17 protein-coding genes and 1 pseudogene are annotated in these 18,375 nt (G+C 38.7%); 9 read left to right on the top strand and 9 right to left on the bottom strand.

Annotated elements, in window-relative coordinates:
* Both BIZ36_RS19915 and mtaB read left to right on the top strand, forming a co-directional pair.
* Positions 1-272: pseudogene (locus BIZ36_RS19915) on the top strand (glucose-1-phosphate thymidylyltransferase); the annotation flags it as partial.
* Between the two features lie 117 nt (positions 273-389).
* Complete coding sequence (mtaB, locus tag BIZ36_RS19910) at positions 390-1,718, top strand: tRNA (N(6)-L-threonylcarbamoyladenosine(37)-C(2))-methylthiotransferase MtaB (protein ID WP_187459624.1); 1,329 nt, start codon at positions 390-392, stop codon at positions 1,716-1,718.
* Between the two features lie 69 nt (positions 1,719-1,787).
* Here the strand turns inward: mtaB and BIZ36_RS19905 are convergent, their stop codons facing one another.
* Complete coding sequence (locus BIZ36_RS19905) at positions 1,788-2,081, bottom strand: GNAT family N-acetyltransferase (protein ID WP_187459623.1); 294 nt, start codon at positions 2,079-2,081, stop codon at positions 1,788-1,790.
* A gap of 165 nt (positions 2,082-2,246) precedes the next feature.
* On the opposite strand from BIZ36_RS19905, the gene BIZ36_RS19900 reads away from it, so the two are divergent.
* From BIZ36_RS19900 to cls, 3 genes are all read left to right on the top strand, one after another.
* Positions 2,247-2,909 (top strand): alpha/beta fold hydrolase, encoded by a 663-nt coding sequence (locus BIZ36_RS19900; protein ID WP_187459622.1) that lies wholly within the window; start codon positions 2,247-2,249, stop codon positions 2,907-2,909.
* A 43-nt stretch (positions 2,910-2,952) separates the two neighbouring features.
* On the top strand, positions 2,953-3,912 hold the full coding sequence (locus BIZ36_RS19895; protein ID WP_187459621.1) for a lytic transglycosylase domain-containing protein: 960 nt from the start codon (positions 2,953-2,955) through the stop codon (positions 3,910-3,912).
* A 91-nt stretch (positions 3,913-4,003) separates the two neighbouring features.
* On the top strand, positions 4,004-5,476 hold the full coding sequence (gene cls, locus BIZ36_RS19890) for a cardiolipin synthase (RefSeq protein WP_187459620.1): 1,473 nt from the start codon (positions 4,004-4,006) through the stop codon (positions 5,474-5,476).
* 55 nt (positions 5,477-5,531) lie between these two features.
* Here cls and BIZ36_RS19885 read toward each other — a convergent pair whose 3' ends face one another.
* Entirely contained in the window at positions 5,532-6,047 is a 516-nt protein-coding gene (locus BIZ36_RS19885) for a DUF2892 domain-containing protein (RefSeq protein WP_187459619.1), read from the bottom strand.
* Positions 6,048-6,055: 8 nt separating this feature from the next.
* On the bottom strand, positions 6,056-6,955 hold the full coding sequence (locus BIZ36_RS19880; RefSeq protein ID WP_187459618.1) for a DUF6263 family protein: 900 nt from the start codon (positions 6,953-6,955) through the stop codon (positions 6,056-6,058).
* A gap of 183 nt (positions 6,956-7,138) precedes the next feature.
* On the opposite strand from BIZ36_RS19880, the gene rpmH reads away from it, so the two are divergent.
* Together rpmH and carB are read left to right on the top strand one after the other, a co-directional pair.
* Entirely contained in the window at positions 7,139-7,306 is a 168-nt protein-coding gene (rpmH, locus tag BIZ36_RS19875; RefSeq protein ID WP_072991142.1) for a 50S ribosomal protein L34, read from the top strand.
* Positions 7,307-7,434: 128 nt separating this feature from the next.
* Positions 7,435-10,290 (top strand): carbamoyl-phosphate synthase large subunit, encoded by a 2,856-nt coding sequence (gene carB / locus BIZ36_RS19870; protein WP_187459617.1) that lies wholly within the window; start codon positions 7,435-7,437, stop codon positions 10,288-10,290.
* Between the two features lie 42 nt (positions 10,291-10,332).
* Here the strand turns inward: carB and BIZ36_RS19865 are convergent, their stop codons facing one another.
* The 4 genes from BIZ36_RS19865 to gnd form a co-directional block, all read right to left on the bottom strand.
* Positions 10,333-10,674 carry a GIY-YIG nuclease family protein gene (locus BIZ36_RS19865; protein ID WP_187459616.1) on the bottom strand — a complete coding sequence of 114 codons (342 nt, stop codon included), beginning with the start codon at positions 10,672-10,674 and terminating at the stop codon, positions 10,333-10,335.
* A gap of 42 nt (positions 10,675-10,716) precedes the next feature.
* The gene (locus BIZ36_RS19860; protein WP_187459615.1) at positions 10,717-12,942 is read right to left on the bottom strand and encodes a tetratricopeptide repeat-containing hybrid sensor histidine kinase/response regulator; all 2,226 of its coding nucleotides are present in this window, start codon (positions 12,940-12,942) and stop codon (positions 10,717-10,719) included.
* Positions 12,943-13,072: 130 nt separating this feature from the next.
* Positions 13,073-13,600 (bottom strand): DUF3124 domain-containing protein, encoded by a 528-nt coding sequence (locus BIZ36_RS19855; protein WP_187459614.1) that lies wholly within the window; start codon positions 13,598-13,600, stop codon positions 13,073-13,075.
* A gap of 24 nt (positions 13,601-13,624) precedes the next feature.
* Positions 13,625-15,037, bottom strand: a complete 1,413-nt coding sequence (gene gnd, locus BIZ36_RS19850) for an NADP-dependent phosphogluconate dehydrogenase (RefSeq protein ID WP_187459613.1) — start codon at positions 15,035-15,037, stop codon at positions 13,625-13,627.
* 158 nt (positions 15,038-15,195) lie between these two features.
* On the opposite strand from gnd, the gene zwf reads away from it, so the two are divergent.
* Both zwf and pgl read left to right on the top strand, forming a co-directional pair.
* Positions 15,196-16,728: a glucose-6-phosphate dehydrogenase gene (gene zwf, locus BIZ36_RS19845; RefSeq protein ID WP_187459612.1), complete on the top strand. Its 1,533-nt coding sequence runs from the start codon at positions 15,196-15,198 to the stop codon at positions 16,726-16,728.
* 31 nt (positions 16,729-16,759) lie between these two features.
* Positions 16,760-17,473: a 6-phosphogluconolactonase gene (gene pgl, locus BIZ36_RS19840; RefSeq protein ID WP_187459611.1), complete on the top strand. Its 714-nt coding sequence runs from the start codon at positions 16,760-16,762 to the stop codon at positions 17,471-17,473.
* Positions 17,474-17,524: 51 nt separating this feature from the next.
* Here the strand turns inward: pgl and BIZ36_RS19835 are convergent, their stop codons facing one another.
* Positions 17,525-18,070 carry an acyl-CoA thioesterase gene (locus tag BIZ36_RS19835; protein ID WP_187459610.1) on the bottom strand — a complete coding sequence of 182 codons (546 nt, stop codon included), beginning with the start codon at positions 18,068-18,070 and terminating at the stop codon, positions 17,525-17,527.
* A partial coding sequence (locus BIZ36_RS19830; protein ID WP_187459609.1) for a DUF8785 domain-containing protein occupies positions 18,070-18,375 on the bottom strand: 306 nt, incomplete at its 5' end. The genes BIZ36_RS19835 and BIZ36_RS19830, both read right to left, overlap by 1 nt.

Here is an 18,375-nt window from a genome sequence, read left to right as displayed (position 1 = left end):
TGGGAGACCATAGCAAAACCGCCATTAATACCATGTTTAATACAGGAACGGTCATTGGGGTAAACTGTAATATTTACGTACCCGGGTTTCCTCGTAATTTTGTTCCTAGTTTTAGTTGGGGCGGAGCCTCCGGTTTTACTACATACGGTACAAAGAAGGCTTTTGAAGCCGCCAAAGTCATGATGGCTAGGAGAAATGTTGAATTTACGGTAGAGGATGCCAATATATTGGAGCATGTTTTTGAACTTACTAAAAAGTGGAGAAATTATTGATTTTAGGGAACATCTAAATAACCGAGATTTCTACGTTTTGGTCTATATGGTACCCGATGTTTGGGGTTAAACATTTATTCTGATTATATTTGCAGCCCTTTTTAGGAAATTGGACCTATGAAGAAAAAAGTAGCTTTTTATACATTGGGCTGTAAGTTGAACTTCTCTGAAACCTCCACAATCGCAAGGGGTTTTACAGAGGAAGGGTTTGATCGTGTCGATTTTTCGGAAAAAGCGGACATGTACGTTATCAACACTTGTTCCGTTACGGAAAATGCGGATAAACGCTTCAAAACGATTGTAAAACAGGCTCAAAAAGTAAATCCCGAAGCTTTTGTTGCTGCCATTGGGTGCTACGCCCAATTAAAGCCCGAAGAACTTGCTGCCGTAGATGGGGTGGACTTAGTTTTGGGCGCTACTGAAAAGTTCAAGATTACCGACTATATCAATGATTTGTCCAAGAATGATTTTGGGGAGGTTCATTCCTGTGAAATTGAAGACGCGGATTTCTATGTGGGAAGTTATGCCATTGGGGATCGTACTAGAGCTTTTTTAAAAGTGCAGGATGGTTGTGATTACAAATGCACTTATTGTACCATTCCGTTGGCAAGAGGTATCTCAAGAAGTGATACCTTATCCAATGTTCTAAAGAACGCTTCCGAAATTTCAGAACAGGGTATTAAGGAAATTGTACTTACTGGAGTCAACATAGGGGATTACGGAAAAGGAGAATTTGGAAACAAAAAGCATGAACATACCTTTTTAGAATTGGTACAGGCCCTTGATCAAGTAGAAGGAATCCATAGATTACGAATATCAAGCATAGAACCAAACCTGTTAAAAAACGAAACAATCGATTTTGTTTCCAATAGTGATTCTTTTGTTCCCCATTTTCATATCCCGTTGCAAAGTGGAAGTGATGATATTTTAAAGAAAATGCGTCGCAGGTACCTAAGTGACCTCTATGTAGATCGTGTGAAAAGGATAAGGGAAACTATGCCTCATGCTTGTATTGGGGTAGATGTGATTGTTGGCTTTCCAGGTGAAACGGAGGAACATTTTTTGGAAACGTACCATTTCCTAAATGACTTGGATATTTCATATCTTCATGTTTTTACGTACTCCGAAAGAGAAAATACCCCGGCAGCTTCAATGGAAGGTGCTGTGCCTAAAAAAGTGAGACAAAAAAGAAGTAAGATGTTACGAGGTCTTTCGGCTAAAAAACGTAGAGCTTTTTATGAAAGTCAGATAGGTACAAAAAGAACCGTACTTTTTGAAGGGGAAAATAAGGAAGGTTATATTCATGGCTTTACGGAAAACTATGTAAAGGTAATGGCTCCTTGGAATCCAGAATTGGTCAATACCCTACATGAGGTAGAACTTACAGAAATTGATGAAAGTGGTCTAGTGAGGTTCAATTTTATAAGTGAAGCCCTTTCCGCCTAACTAAGAGAAAAAATAAAGGATATAAAAAAACCCGCTACAAGCGGGTTTTTTTAATAAGATTCTAGCCTATTAGATTCTGATGCCTACTGGTAACATCTCTTTATATTGCCTATTTTTTCTCAAAAATCCGGCAATTTGTGGGCTAGTAGGAACAACTCGTTGGTTTTGTTCCTGAATGTGGTTAAGTACGGATTTAATGAATCCTTCCTTAAAGCCTTCTTCGGTAATTTCTTCAGGGATTACCAATTTTGTCAAGAATACTTTTCTTTCTTGAGAAGAGTATTCAATTTTGGCCAAGTGACCATTGACTTTAGTTTCGAACTGGCGCAGGAAACTATTGTCGCTAATTTCTACTTCATTCATATAGTTTGATTTTTGTAGTTGCAGTAGATAAAAAAATCACGATATCAACCATCGCAATTTTATTTACTTTTGCTTTAATTACGTAAACGTTTGAGTTACCCCAAAGACAGTTACAAAAGTAGTGAAATATATGTTAAAATCCTAATAATTCGTTGATTAAAGAAAATGATAGATGAAATAACACATATCTACTGCGTGCCGGGTATGGCGGCCAATCCATCTATTTTTAAGAATATTTCATTGCCTTCGGAAAAGTTCAAACTTCATCTTTTAGAGTGGTTTGTACCCAATAAAAATATGTCATTAGAAGCATATGCTAAAAAGATGAACGAACAAATAATTCACCAAAACCCTGTTTTGTTGGGAGTGTCATTCGGGGGCATGTTGGTACAGGAAATGGCCAGGTTTCAACCCGTAAAAAAGGTCGTGGTAGTTTCTAGCGTAAAATCTTCGCAGGAACTTCCCAGAAGAATGAGATGGGCCAAATATACTGGAGCACACAAAATATTACCCACAGGATTAGTTAATAATGTTGAATTGATGGCCAAATACGCTTTTGGAGAAAAGGTAAATGAACGGTTGAAATTATATGAAGAATATTTATCCGTTCGTGATAAAAATTATATAGATTGGTCATTGGACAAAATCGTCAATTGGCGGGCAAAGGATTTCCCTGCTGAAATGGTGCATATTCACGGAGAGAAAGACCCAGTGTTTCCTATCAAGAACATTAAAAACTGTATAAAGGTCAAAAATGGGACCCATACCATGATTATTCATAGGGCCAAGTGGTTTAATGAGAACTTGCCCACAATTATTTTGCAATAAAAGAGTTGTAAGTAGTAACTTTGATAAACAATCAATTAGAAAAATGAAGATATTAAAGAACGCTTTGATGCTGCTAGGGGTATTTTTTGTGGTTAGCACATTAATTTTTGCAGTACAAAGTAATGTAGAGCCTCAAAAGGATGCGGGCCAAGATGTGGCCGAAAACGATGTGGATAAGAATGTAGCTGATTCCTATAGGATATCTGCTATTGATATTCCGGAAGATTTGAATTTTGCCGGTGAGGTAGTCCCTCAAGATGATCCGGAAATAATGGAACGAATTGACCGTGAATTTCTAGTAAACACCTATTGGCAATCCAATGCATTGTTACTTATAAAGAGGGCGCATAAATACTTTCCTATAATTGGACCTATTTTGGCCAAGAATGGCGTACCTGATGATTTTAAGTATCTGGCGGTTGCCGAAAGCGGACTTCAGAACGTTGTTTCCCATGCAGGGGCAACTGGTTTCTGGCAGATTATGAAAGCTACGGGTAGGGAATATGGATTAGAGGTTAATTCTAACGTGGATGAAAGATACCACTTAGAAAAGGCCACAGAGGTAGCCTGTGAGTATTTAAACAGACATTATAAAAAATATGGTAGCTGGACGTTAACAGCAGCTTCTTACAATGCCGGAGCAGGCGCCATCAGCAAATATCTAGGTATACAGCAGGTAGAGGATTACTATGATTTGCTTTTAGGACAGGAGACCGGTAGATATGTTTTTAGAATCATGGCTATCAAAGAAATTTTGAGCCATCCGGAAAAGTATGGATTTGTGGTTGAGGAGAAGGATATGTATAAGGCTGTGCCAACTTTTAAGGTGGAGGTTGATGAGCCCGTATTGAGTTTTGCAGATTTCGCCCAGAAATATGAAATCAATTATAGAATTTTAAAACGACATAATCCATGGCTTAGGGAGCCTCACTTGAATAATAGTTCCCGAAAAAAGTATACGGTAGAGATACCATATAAAGGATATTACAAGGGTGCAAAATAAGTCTCATATTGTTTGCATTCATTTATAAGCTAAAAGGGCGCTCATTTGAGGGCCCTTTTTTGCATTTTAGAGAACTTCAGTATTTTTAAGAATGGATACAGTTATTGCTTTTGGTAAGGATAACCTATGGTGGATTCTCTTAGGAGTCAATTACCTACTGGTTATCTTCCTGTGCTTTATCATCTTACTTAAGAATAAAAACCCCGTTAAAACACTTTCTTTTCTATTTGCGTTGGCCGTACTTCCTTTTTTAGGGCTTATTGTATATTACTTTTTTGGTCAGGATTATAGGAAATCGAAAATATTTGAAAAAAAGTATATTCTTGATAACAAGCGTATAAAAGAGTGGAGAAAAAACTTTAAGCTAGACAGGGAAGAACGTGAGGATTTTGAGGAGACATTTGGTGAAGGGATATTTAAAATCTACAAACTCCTTAGGAATAACGAAAAGGCTGTACTAACATTTGATAACGATGTACAGCTTTTAATCAATGGTGAACAAAAGTTTAAAAAACTTAGGGAAGATTTAGAAAAGGCAAAGAACCATATTCATATGGAGTACTTTGTTCTTTTTGATGATGAGTTGGGGGAGGAGCTAATCGATATTCTTTGTAAAAAAGCCACAGAAGGAGTTACGGTAAGACTTATGTATGATGATGTGGGTAGCGATTTGTCTAAAAGGGCCAAACGAAAATTAAAGGCTTCCAAAGTTGAACATTATGCTTTTATGCCCGTTTTGTTCAGTAACTCTACTAGTAAATTGAATTATAGGGACCATAGAAAAATCGTCGTTATTGATGGAAGCATTGGTTATGTAGGAGGTATCAACCTGGATCAGAAATATGATAACTCCTATGACAATGACCGTTATTGGCGGGATACGCATTTAAGGTTGGAGGGTGGTTCCGTTGGGGCTTTGCAAAGTTCTTTTCTATTAAGCTGGAATTTTGTATCCAAGAAAGAGATGGAAATCGAAGGAAACTTGTTTCCTAACTCGAAACCGGAAACGCAAGAACCAGTGGCAGTACAAATGGCTGCCAGTGGCCCTGATACAGATTGGGCCAATATCATGGAGGCTATTTTTTGTGCCATAAATACGGCCAAGACTAGAATATATCTTACTACACCATATTTCATGCCCAATAATGCCATACTTACAGCATTGACAACGGCAGCTAGAAGTGGGGTTGATGTGAAAGTAATTGTTCCCTATGAATCTGATTCTTGGGCAGCTCAGTATGCTTCGGATTCCTATATCGAGCAGTGTTTGGAATCTGGAATTCAAATTTTTAGATATTGTAAAGGATTCGTTCATGCAAAAACGATGGTGGTCGATTCTATGTTGTCCACCGTGGGGACGGCGAATTTGGATTATAGAAGTTTTGCGCTGAATTTTGAAATTAATGCCCTAATTTATAATGAACGCTTTAATTCAGAACTAGGCAATGTATTTCTAAAGGATTTGGAAGATTGCGAGGAAGTTGATTTGGATAGGTGGCGAAACCGGAGCATTTCGCGTAAGCTAAAAGAGTCTTTTAGTAGACTTTGGGCACCATTATTATAAAAAAAATGCCCTCTAAAGGGCATTTTATATTTAAAATAGGTAAAGAAATTTTCAGTTAGATACGCTTCATTTGTTGCTGCATCATTTTAATTTGCTCAGTTAGCATATTGTTTTTATCCAATTTCTTTGCTTCGTTTAATAGTGTTGTAGCTTCTCGCTTACGCCTTTTTTGCATGGCAATACCTGCCAAGCTTAATTTGGCCATGGCCACATCATAATCCATGTTAAGACCAAGTTTAAGGGCCTTTCTAAAATACTTCTCTGCCTGCGTAAGATTTTTTTGGGAATAAATTATTCCGTGAAGATAATTATAGTATCCCTGCTGTTTAGTTACCAGAGAGCCCTCGGGATTTTTAATTTTGTCCAACCAGCTTTTGGTTCCCTCCAAATCCTGCTTTCTCATTTTAAAGAAAGCTAAAAGAAGAATTTCATTTCTAAAATAGAGAAATATAAAAATGGAGGATAATAATAAAAGGAAAATGCCATTCCCTATATTACCTTCTACAAATTGATAAACGGCGTAAGCAATTATTAGTCCTGCAATGACTAGTTTAATGTTTTTATGGAACATTTATATAATTATTTGGTTTGTAGTTGAGGGTCTAAAAGCTCATAGGTAATAAGCGATTCTATCGTGGTAGGTATTTCTTGGTCTCCCATTTGTGCCATGGTAGATGCACCTTTAGAAAGACCTTCCACAATCATTTTTTGTATAAATCCCGAAGTGATGTCCGTTGTTATTTTTGTGGTTTGAGACCCTTTGAGCTTCATAGTGGTTGTGGGCTCTTGAACATTCATGGTAACATCGGCTTTGCCTGAAATATTGGCATTTTTGTTAGTAACTTGGTCCAAGGTCCACAAATTCTTGGCCTGTAGTTTACCGCTATATTCATTTTTCCAATGGGCGCCTACTTTTACTTTTTGTTTCGGATAAATAAAAGTCATCTGCTTATAACTATTGGAAAGTGCTTCTGATCCAAATTCCTTTTGCAAGGATTTTTTCATCATATTTAGGGAAAACTCGTCTTCTAATCCAGAAGCCTCTGCCATTTGTGCCACTAACTTATCGCCTCCTTTTACTTCGAGAATATCCCCGTTTTTGGCGAGTACCATTTTAACTGGCTTGTTCAAAAGACTATTAAAAATCTGCGATTGCATATCTTCCTCGTTAACCTCCTTGGCCTTTACGTTCATTAACTCACCCTGGATGCTTGAGGTCATTAAAAGGTTAAGGTCCTTAAAAGTAAGGGCAATGTCGTAGAGGCTGTCTCTTTCGGCTAAAACCTTAAACTCTAAAATACCATCTATTTTATTGGTAAGCTCATGGGTAGCCCCATCAAGCTCTTGTGTAATAATTTGTTGTGCCTCTTGTTTAACGGTGAAGACAGCATCTTTCTTGAGGTTGTATGCCAAGGAAGTCTGCCCAAAACAAGCAGCCGTAAAAAAAAGCACGACCAAAGAGCTAAAAATGTGTCTCATAGGTTGATTTTGTTACTAAAATCAGATTTTGGCAAAAGTAATAAAAACCTATTTCTGGGCAGTAACCAAATACTGAAAATATTTTTTTAATTGTATTTGCCAAAGAAAAAACTCTTTGTATATTTGCGCCCAGATTTTTGCGAGAGGAATCGCGAACAAAGCAAACAAGAAAAGGATAATACAATGCCCGGACAGAAAAGAACATATCAGCCATCAAAGCGTAAAAGAAGGAACAAACACGGTTTTAGGGAGCGAATGGCCTCTGTAAACGGTAGAAAGGTTTTAGCTAGGAGAAGAGCTAAAGGTAGAAAGAAATTATCTGTATCTTCTGAGCCGAGACACAAGAAATAAATGATTTTAGTTACAAAACTTAATATTAGGTGTTACTTTTTTAAAGTAGCACCTTTTTTTTGACCAATAGAGAGATAAACCCTTATCTTGAACAATTAATTTCCCAAGCGTAAAAAAGAACACGAAACATGCCCAAAAGACAAGACTTAAAATCGATTTTAATCATTGGCTCAGGTCCAATCATCATTGGCCAGGCCTGCGAATTTGACTATTCTGGTTCACAAGCTCTAAGAAGTTTACGAGAAGATGGTATCGAAACCATTCTTATCAATAGCAATCCTGCTACTATCATGACCGATCCTGCCATGGCAGATCACGTGTACCTTAAGCCGTTGAATACAAAATCGATAGTTGAAATTCTTAAGGAACACCCCCAGATTGATGCCGTTTTACCTACCATGGGAGGTCAGACTGCTTTAAACCTTTGTATTGAGGCTGATGAAAAAGGAATTTGGGAAGATTTTAATGTAGAAATTATTGGGGTAGACATAAATGCCATCAACATCACGGAAGACCGCGAAAAGTTCCGTGAGCTTATGTTGAAAATTGGGGTGGGTATGGCACCTCAAGCAACTGCTACCTCATTTTTAAAAGGAAAGGAGATTGCTCAAGAATTTGGTTTTCCCTTGGTGATTAGAGCTTCTTATACCTTAGGTGGAGCTGGAGCCTCTATCGTGTATAGACCGGAGGATTTTGATGAACTTTTAAGTAGAGGGTTGGAAATTTCCCCGATTCATGAGGTTATGATCGATAAGGCCATGATGGGCTGGAAAGAATATGAATTGGAACTTCTAAGGGATAAAAATGATAACGTAGTTATTATCTGTACCATTGAAAATATGGATCCAATGGGGATTCACACGGGAGACTCCATTACGGTGGCGCCTGCAATGACCCTTTCGGATAGAACTTTCCAGAAGATGAGGGATATGGCTATTCATATGATGCGAAGCATTGGTGATTTTGCGGGTGGCTGTAACGTTCAGTTTGCCGTGAGCCCAGATGATGAGGAAGAAATAATTGCCATTGAGATCAATCCTAGGGTTTCTCGTTCTTCGGCATTGGCATCTAAAGCAACAGGATATCCAATCGCTAAAATAGCCTCTAAATTGGCCATTGGTTATCACTTGAACGAGTTGGATAACCAGATTACAAAATCAACATCGGCACTGTTCGAGCCAACATTGGATTATGTCATCGTAAAAATACCTAGATGGAATTTTGATAAGTTCGAAGGTTCTGATAGAACCTTGGGACTTCAAATGAAATCCGTTGGGGAAGTAATGGGTATAGGTCGTTCTTTTCAGGAAGCATTGCACAAAGCCACCCAATCCTTGGAAATTAAAAGAAATGGACTGGGAGCTGATGGAAAAGGGTATAAGAACTACGATCAGATCATTCAAAAACTTACCGTACCGAGCTGGGATCGCGTATTTGTGTTATATGATGCCATACAGTTAGGTATTCCTTTGAGCAGGATTCATGAGATTACCAAAATTGACATGTGGTTCTTAAAGCAATATGAGGAATTACATTTGTTGGAAAAGGAAATTTCAACCTACACAATTGCCACCTTAACGAAGGAATTGATGTTGGAGGCAAAACAAAAGGGTTTTGCGGATAGGCAGATTGCACATATGTTGGATTGCTACGAAAGCGAAGTGCATAAGAAGCGTACAGAGGAAATGAACATTAATAGGGTGTACAAATTGGTGGACACGTGTGCTGCTGAATTTAAGGCGATGACACCTTATTACTATTCCACTTTTGAGGAAGAAATTGAAAAACCGGACGGCACCCGTTTTGTTGAGAATGATAGTGTAGTGACCGATAAGAAGAAGATTGTAGTTCTTGGTTCGGGACCTAACCGTATTGGTCAAGGAATTGAGTTCGATTACTGTTGTGTACATGGTGTTTTGGCAGCTGCGGAGTGTGGTTATGAAACCATTATGATCAATTGCAACCCAGAAACCGTTTCCACTGATTTTGATACGGCAGACAAACTTTATTTTGAGCCGGTATTCTGGGAGCATATCTATGATATTATCCGTCATGAAAAACCAGAAGGTGTCATTGTTCAGTTAGGTGGTCAAACGGCGTTAAAGCTTGCTGAAAAGCTTTCCAAATATGGCGTTAAGATTGTTGGCACAAGTTTTGAATCCTTGGATTTGGCAGAGGATAGAGGTAGTTTCTCAGATTTATTAAAAGCGAACGATATTCCTTATCCACAATTTGGAGTTGCGGAAACAGCCGACGAAGCCCTTCAATTAGCAGATGATTTAAAATTTCCCTTATTAGTGAGACCTTCTTACGTATTAGGTGGTCAGGGAATGAAAATCGTTATCAATAAAGCTGAGCTAGAAGAGCATGTGGTGGACCTACTTAGAAAAATACCTAACAACAAATTATTGTTAGATCACTATTTGGATGGTGCCATTGAAGCGGAAGCAGATGCTATTTGTGATGGGGAAGATGTATATATTATAGGTATTATGGAGCACATTGAACCCTGTGGAATCCACTCTGGGGATTCTAACGCTACCTTGCCGCCCTTCAACCTAGGGGAATTCGTTCTTCAGCAAATAAAGGACCATACCAAAAAAATTGCCTTGGCCCTTAATACGGTAGGTCTGATCAACATTCAGTTTGCAATCAAAGATGATAAGGTTTACATCATAGAGGCCAACCCAAGAGCCTCTAGAACAGTACCATTCATTGCAAAAGCTTATAAGGAACCGTATGTGAACTTTGCGACCAAGGTGATGTTGGGAGAGAAGAAAATCAAAGACTTTAAATTCAATCCTCAGTTAGAAGGATTCGCAATCAAACAGCCTGTTTTCTCGTTTAATAAGTTTCCTAATGTAAATAAGAATTTAGGTCCGGAAATGAAAAGTACCGGTGAAAGCATCTTGTTTATTGATAGCTTAAAGGATGATCAATTTTATGATTTATATGGAAGACGAAAAATGTATCTTTCTAAATAGAATAGCATAATTGTTCGAAAAGGGGGCCATAGGCTCCCTTTTTTAATTGAACCAAACCGCATATTTTTTTCGTCGTAACTCCAACGCCAGTATACGTTCCATCTCTAAGGCCTCTTTTTTGGTTTTTATTGGTGCTATATGATTGTATAGGCTGGGACGTAAAATAGTTCCATATTTTTCAACCAAAAAGGCGGATAATTTAATCCCTTTCTTGCTTAGTAAACCCAATTTGTGTTGTGCCAGTCGTTCTTTTGGGGTTTTACTGGTCATGCCCACGTACAAACATTCCAATACACCATTGAATTGAGGATTGGCTTCCCGAAATTTTCTGTTCTCCGTGAACACTTTTTTTGTGAGCTCAACAACATAAATTTGATAGGGCATGAATACGATTTACTGTAAAATCAAAAATACCTTGAAATTATTTTATGGTAGGGAAGCGGATTCTTTTTTCTCCAAGTATTTAGTAATCATTTTTAAAAACACCGGCAGATTGTAAGGTTTGTGTATGATATCGTCAATGCCGGAATTTAGTATATCAGATTTGTTTTCATCCAACTCAACAGCAGTCAAGGCAAGAATGGGTACTTCCTTATTGAAACCACGAATGATTTTAGTTGCCTCCATTCCGTTCATGACCGGCATGTGAATATCCATGAGAATAAGGTCAAAATTGGTATCCTTGCACATGGCTATGGCCATTTTTCCGTCATCTGCCAAACTTGATTTTATTTGATGTTTTTCTAGGGTTTTTTGGGTTACTTTTTGATTGATCTTATTATCATCTACAATTAGAATGTGCTTTGTTTCCAGTTGATCGGTGACCGGTGTCAGGCGTAGGGAATCACTAACATCTTTTTCAATCTGTGAGGTATCGTAGGGCGTTAAATTGATTACAAAGCTAAATTCTGCACCCTTTCCTGGAGCGCTTTCAAGTTCAATTTTACTATTGTAGGCCTTCAAAATTCGTTTAACGATGGTAAGTCCAAGGCCGGTTCCCTTGTAACCATGATTTTTGTTGTCTACTTGGGTAAATTCTTTAAAGATTAGTTTTTGCTTGTCTTGCGGTATGCCGGGGCCATCGTCCGCTACAATAAATTGGATTTTTACAATGTTATTCTCATCTCTTTTTAGTGGCTTCAGTTTTAACCAGATATTTCCGTTCTCCGTAAATTTGATGGCATTTCCAATTAAGTTGATCATTACTTGCGATAGCCGTACCGGGTCGCCAATAAAATTATTGGGTAAGGACGAATCAATTTCCAAGTGAAGCTGATTGTTGTTTTCTTTTAACCTGCTGTCAAATGATTTGGTAATGTTCTTTAATAAGGTGTCCATTTCATACGGAATTCGGGATAGTTTTACTCCCGCAGCATCCATTTTGCTTAATAAAAGAACATCGTTGATCAAAGCCAGAAGATAATCGGCAGAAAATTTAAGGGCATCCAAATCCTCGGTAAAATCCTTAAGCCGTTCATCTTCTTTTAAAAGAGTTGAAATCCCGATAACTCCATATAGTGGTGTACGAAGTTCATGGCTTACGGTGGAAAGAAACTTGGTTTTTACTTTGGATAACTTTTCGGCATCTTCCCTGGCCTGTATCAGTTCTTTATTTTTGGCCTGAAGGTTGTTGATATAAAGTTTACGAGTTCTAAAGAAAAAATAAACTCCGATTAGCGATAAAATTAAAAATACCACAAGCGCGATCAGGGTAGTGGTCAGCGATTTTGATTTTGATATCAGTTCTTCGGTATAGGCTTGTTCTTTTAAGGCGGACTGTAGGTTTTCTTGCGCTTGTTCCAACTCAAATTTTACTCGGGCCTTTTCGGATTCCTCTAGTTTTTTAAGGGTATAAGCTTTTTGTTTGTATTCGTGAAACTTATCCAAATTGGTAAAGGCATCTTTATAATTAAAGGTGGCACTATGCAGTTCCGCTAAATATTCATAGGCTTCCAAAGCAAGGTCTGTATTATTTTCTTTATCCGCAATGGCCGCAATTTTTTCCAGTTTCTCCTGAGCGGCACTAAAGTTTTTTTGCGTTAATAGGTATCTACCGTGTAGCATATCTAAATAGACTTTGTTCAATGTGTCTATTTCTATATTGGGCAGCGTTCTTGCTTTTTTCAGCACCTCATAGGCCTTCTTGGGTTGGTCATTATCCAAAAGTGTCCAAATAAGGTTGATGTAGGTGAGGTATACCTCATTGTGGTCCTCTAGTTTTTTGTTGATGGAGATACTTTCTTCAAAATGCTCGATGGCCTTGTCATAAGTATTCTCATTTTCTGAATATAATATACCCAGATTAAGGGCTCCCCACGCCACTAAACTATCAGCTTTTAATGTCCTTGCAATGGAAAGGGCTTTTTCCGAATAGATTTTTCCCTGGATACTATCATCTGTTTCAATATAAATCCCACCTAAAATATCGTATCCTAAAAATTCATAGTATCCCAGTTTATACGCTTTGCCTTTTTCAATTAGGAGTGAGGCATATTTTATAGCATCTTTATACTGGTAGTTATCGTATGCAATGTTGGATTTGTCAACGTAGGATTGTAAGGTGTCTTTCTGCCAAGAAGTATCGGTTTGGGCAATAACAACCGTGGACCATATTAGTAAAATATAAAGAATTGGTTTCCTTAAAACGGTCATAAGTTGGGGAGGGCCGCATAGGTTAAGGGAAGACCCTAGATTTTAACCAACGAATATAAGGATAAGTAGTAAAAAGAACGAAAACGATGGAGAATATTCTATGTTCTGCAATCTTTGTAAAAGGTGGGAATCAATTTGAAACCGGAATGCCTTCCGTGGTAAAAGAAAACGCCTGTGACCCCAAACCGCCTACCATTACAGCTTGAAATAAAGGATTAAGGCTGCTTTTTCCATACCAGTGAATGATGAAATTGGCACCTGAGCCCCCTTCCTTATCTTGTTCTTCTATTACGTAATCAATGGTTTCCAGAGGCTTCAAATAGATGCTATTATTCAAATAGCTACGCACCAAATCACCTTGTGTATTAAAATAATCGATCTTATTGATAAAGAGACTATCCTTGCTACTGGTGTTCCTTATGCTAAGAGTAGCGGTTAGCAAAGTTCTACTATCTCGGGTCTGGTTGTAGATATCGGAGTAAATGGGCACATATATCTTATTTACGGCATTATTAGGGGTATTGTCCTTAATTGCTCTTTCTATGGCATGTTCGTCTAAAATCTCAATCGGGGAGTTTCCCTTGTTGGGATTATTACAAGCAGAACCTATAAAGCATAAAACAATTATCCAAACCGTATTTTTAAGTAATGTGCCCATCTAATAGGGTTTAATCGCTTTAATTTATTCCCACTCAGTATGAAAAATGCCTTCTTTGTCAAGCCTTTCATACGTATGTGAGCCAAAGAAATCTCTTTGTGCCTGTATAAGGTTTAAAGGAAGCCTCTCTGAAGTATACGCATCAAAATATGTCAAGGAATTGGTTAATCCCGGTAATGGAATTCCATTCTTTGCCGCATGGGCTACCAATTTTCTAGCGGAATTTACAGTCTCCTGTACTTTTTCTACAAAATTGGGGGAAACCAATAGGTTGGACAAGTTGGGTTCTGCTTGGAAAGCTTCTGTGATATCTGCTAATAAACCGGCCCTGATGATGCAGCCAGCTCTCCAAATCTTGGCTATGGTGGCTATATCCAGATTATAACCATATTCCTTTGATGCGTCTGCCAATTGGTGGAGACCTTGGGCATATGTGATGATAAACGAGAAATAAAGGGCTTCTTCGGCCATTTTTTCAAGTTCCTCCTTATCTATTTTTTCAATCTCAGGCTTGTCGTAAAGAGCATCGGCCCCTGTTCTTTCTACCTTAAGTGCAGAAATTTCCCTCATGCTTACGGCAATGTCGATGGAAGGAACCGGAATTCCTAGGTCCATAGCATTCTGACTGGTCCATTTACCAGTACCCTTCTGTTTTGCTTTATCCGATATCTGATCTAACAAGCCCAGTTTGCTAAGGTTTAAATCGTCTTTCTGAATAAAGATTTTTGAGGTGATTTCCACTAAAAATGATTGCAATCTACCCTCGTTCCATTTAGAATAGGCCTCATGCAATTCTTGATTCGTGAAATCTCCTGCCTTCTTAAGCAAGTCATAGATTTCGGAGGTCAACTGCATCAATCCGTATTCAATGCCGTTGTGAACCATTTTTACGTAATTACCAGAAGACTTGGGACCTAAGTAGGCCACGCAAGGCTCTCCATTATATTTAGCGCTTACGGCCTCAAAAATTGGTTTTATATGGGTATAGGCAGATTTTGACCCACCTGGCATAATGCTGGGTCCCAATCGGGCTCCTTTTGCCCCGCCAGATACCCCGGCACCAAAGAAGTTAATGGCTTTGGCCTGTAAATAGTCCTCACGTCTGTCCGTATCCGTAAAAAAGGAGTTACCGCCATCTATGATAATGTCTCCACGATCTATGTGTGGCAAAAGACTTTCAATTACCGAGTCCACAATTTTACCGGCCGGTACCAACAGCATTATTTTTCTTGGCTGCTTTAAAGCCTTTACAAAGGTTTTTATACTGGTTGAAGCGTTTACTTTGGAGTGATCGCCGCCTTCTTCTTTTAAGGCGTTTACTTTTTCGGCATCCAAATCATGACCAAAAGCGGTAAAACCATTATCTGCGACATTCAGTATAAAGTTGCGCCCCATGACACCAAGGCCAACCAATCCAAAATCATATTTATCCTCCATATTCAATATTTGTGTTATTTCAGTGGGTTTTTAATTCTTATGTTAGAACCATCCCAAAATTAAATGAAAATAATGAGACAACGGATTAAGTTAGGGTAAACTCGTTGCTATTGCTTATTCTTTTAAATACTTTTACGCCTTAATTTTTTTCAACAGGTATGAATAAAACAGAAAATCAAATTCTTGTGATATTTGGCGCCTCTGGTGACCTTACCGCAAGAAAACTAGTACCCGCTTTGTTCAATTTATATGCGGCTGAGCAACTACCGGAGAATTTTGTGGTTCTGGGTGCTAGTAGAAGTGATATGACAGATACTCAATTTAGGAACAGGGTGGTTCTGGAAAGCTCATATCTAAAAGAAAAAATCAAGGATAAGGACGAGTCTTACATAAAAGATTTTGCCAATAAATTCTTTTATGAAGATTTGGGCGGCAGTTATGACACAGATTATAGTAGACTGCGCACCAGGGTAGAAGATCTTAAAAACAAATACAATACCTCTGGGAACATTATTTATTACCTCTCCACACCGCCTACCCTTTATGAAACCATAGCCCAACGCTTGGCGGATGCAGGTATGAGTACTCAAAACAACGGCTGGAAACGCCTAGTGGTAGAAAAACCATTTGGCTATAGTTTGGATACGGCCATTGAACTTAATAAGGGGTTACAACAATTCTTTAAGGAGCATCAGATTTATAGGATTGACCACTATTTGGGTAAAGAAACGGTTCAAAACCTATTGGTAACACGTTTTGCCAACAGCATTTTTGAACCTCTTTGGAACAGAAATTACATTCACCATGTAGAAATTACCAATGCGGAGGAAGTTGGAGTGGAGAAGCGGGGCGGTTATTACGATAAGTCTGGGGCATTGAGGGATATGTTTCAAAACCACTTGCTACAAATTGTTTCTTTGGTTGTCATGGAACCACCGATTAGCGATGCGCCGGAAGATATTAGGGATGAAAAGGTGAAGGCCCTGAAATCACTGCGAATCATGCAGGACGAGCAAACCCTTTATGACAATACCATAAGAGCTCAGTACACAAAGTCGGTTATTGATGGAAAGGAAGTAAAAGGCTATCGAGAGGAGGATGGTGTTGATGAAAACTCCACTACGGAGACCTATGCGGCCATCAAGTTTTTTGTGGATAACTGGCGATGGAAAGACACACCTTTCTATGTGAGAACAGCCAAGAGGATGCCAACAAAAGTAACCGAGGTGGTCATTCATTTTAAAACGCCCCACCATCAAATCTTTAAGGATTCGGGTGTGCATGATAAGGATAATAAGTTGATTATTAGAATTCAGCCAGATGAAGGTATCTTGGTGAAGTTTGGTGTAAAAGTACCAGGTCAAGGATTTAAGGTGGAGCGAGCTAACTTGGATTTTTATTACTCCAACTTGGTAGAAACCCACGTTATGGACGCATACGAGAGGTTGCTTTTAGATGCTATGCAGGGTGATGCCACTCTTTATGCAAGGGCAGATGAAGTGGAAGCGGCTTGGGAATTTGTGGACCCTATCTTAAAATATTGGGAAGATGGTAAAGACGTGCGAATGTATGGTTACGCTGCCGGAGTTTGGGGACCTGAAAACGCGGATGAATTGATTGAGGGTATTGGTGAGTGGAGAAATCCCGGGCCAAATCTGACCGATGACCCAGGTTTTTGCGTCATCTGCTAGCAAAAAGAAGATTGATAATTTAAATAGTAGAATGGAATTAAAAATATATAGAGACAAGCAGGAAGTAGCAGAACAATTTTCAAGTTTTTTTGCTGACAGAGTAAAAAGCGAAAGAGAATATCATGTGGCGCTCTCTGGGGGTAGTACCCCTAAAATAGTATTTGACGTGCTCGCCGAAAAGTTCGGTTCTAGTATCAATTGGAGGCAAATTCACTTTTATTGGGGTGACGAGCGTTGTGTTCCTCCTACGGATGCGGACAGTAATTTTAAAATGACCGTGGAGCATTTACTTGCCAAGATAGATATTCCGTATGAGAACATTCATAGGATCAAAGGGGAAGATGAGCCACAAAAGGAGGCGCTAAGGTATACGGAAGTATTAGCTGAAAACCTTCCGGAAGTTAACGAGATACCACAGTTTGATTTGGTTATCCTGGGGATGGGAGATGATGGACATACTGCTTCTATTTTTCCCCATGAAATCCATTTATGGCATTCGGAAAAATCATGCGAAGTGGCTGTACATCCAGATTCGGGACAAAAAAGAGTGTCCATCACCGGTAAAATCATCAATGGGGCAAAAGAAGTCGCATTTTTAGTTACCGGAGCCGGAAAAGCCCCAAAAGTGGGTGAAATTGTCAATAAATCCGGGAATTTTCAGTTCTATCCAGCTACCTTGGTAGCTCCAAAATCAGGAAATCTATATTGGTTTTTAGATGAAGCGGCAGCAGCCAATTTATCTTAGCAACAATACTTACTTACTAAAAACTCCCGATAAGAGATTATAGGGAGTTTTTTATTTAAGATGGATCTGAACGTTTTCATCTGATAAACTATCCAAATGGTCGGCCATTTTAAAATGGGAACTTTCAAATTGGGTATCCCTGATAAAAGCTTCTTCCTTTCTTTTTTTACTTCGGGCAAAACGTCTTATTCCTTGTTCGGTTTCGAGAATTAATCCGGGTACCGGAATGCTCTTACCGTTTTCGTCCTTCGCTACCATCGTAAAATAGGAAGAGTTACAATGTCTTTTGGTGCCTTTTGTAATATTTTCAGATTCTACCCGTACACCAACTACCATGGAGGTTCTACCTGTATAATTGATGGATGCTTTAAGGGTCAACAATTCACCAACTTCCACGGGATGTAAAAAATCGACCCGATTGACCGATGCCGTTACGCAATAACATTGCGAGTGTTTGGAGGCACAGGCAAAGGCAATTTGGTCCATAAGGTTGAGAATGTGCCCACCGTGTACTTTCCCGCCAAAATTGGAATGGGAGGGAAGCATCAACTCTGTAATGGAAACCCTTGATTCTTTGGCACTTTTAAATTCTTCCATTAATTTCTAAAATGAGGGGATTGCTCCTTTTGAACATCGGTTATAAAATATTTGGTATCGCCAAGCCAGAAAAATGTGGCAAAACGCTCTGTGTAATGAAGTTTTACGTACTGCCCTTGGTACTCCTGTAATTTTTCAATCACTTCTTTGTCCTTATCCAAAACCGAGAATGAGAAAATCTGCGCCCCGGAAATCCCTTGGCTAATTTGTCCTTCCCAAGTTTTGATAATGACTCCCTTGTGACTTATTTTAATGAGTTCTCCGGAACGAATGCCATCACTATAGGGAACAAAATAGATAAAGGC

This window comes from Cytophaga sp. FL35 (assembly GCF_014349235.1).
Classification (GTDB): domain Bacteria; phylum Bacteroidota; class Bacteroidia; order Flavobacteriales; family Flavobacteriaceae; genus Euzebyella.
Note: the sequence above shows the minus strand (reverse complement) of the source record. Positions and strands in the feature narration are given on the sequence as shown.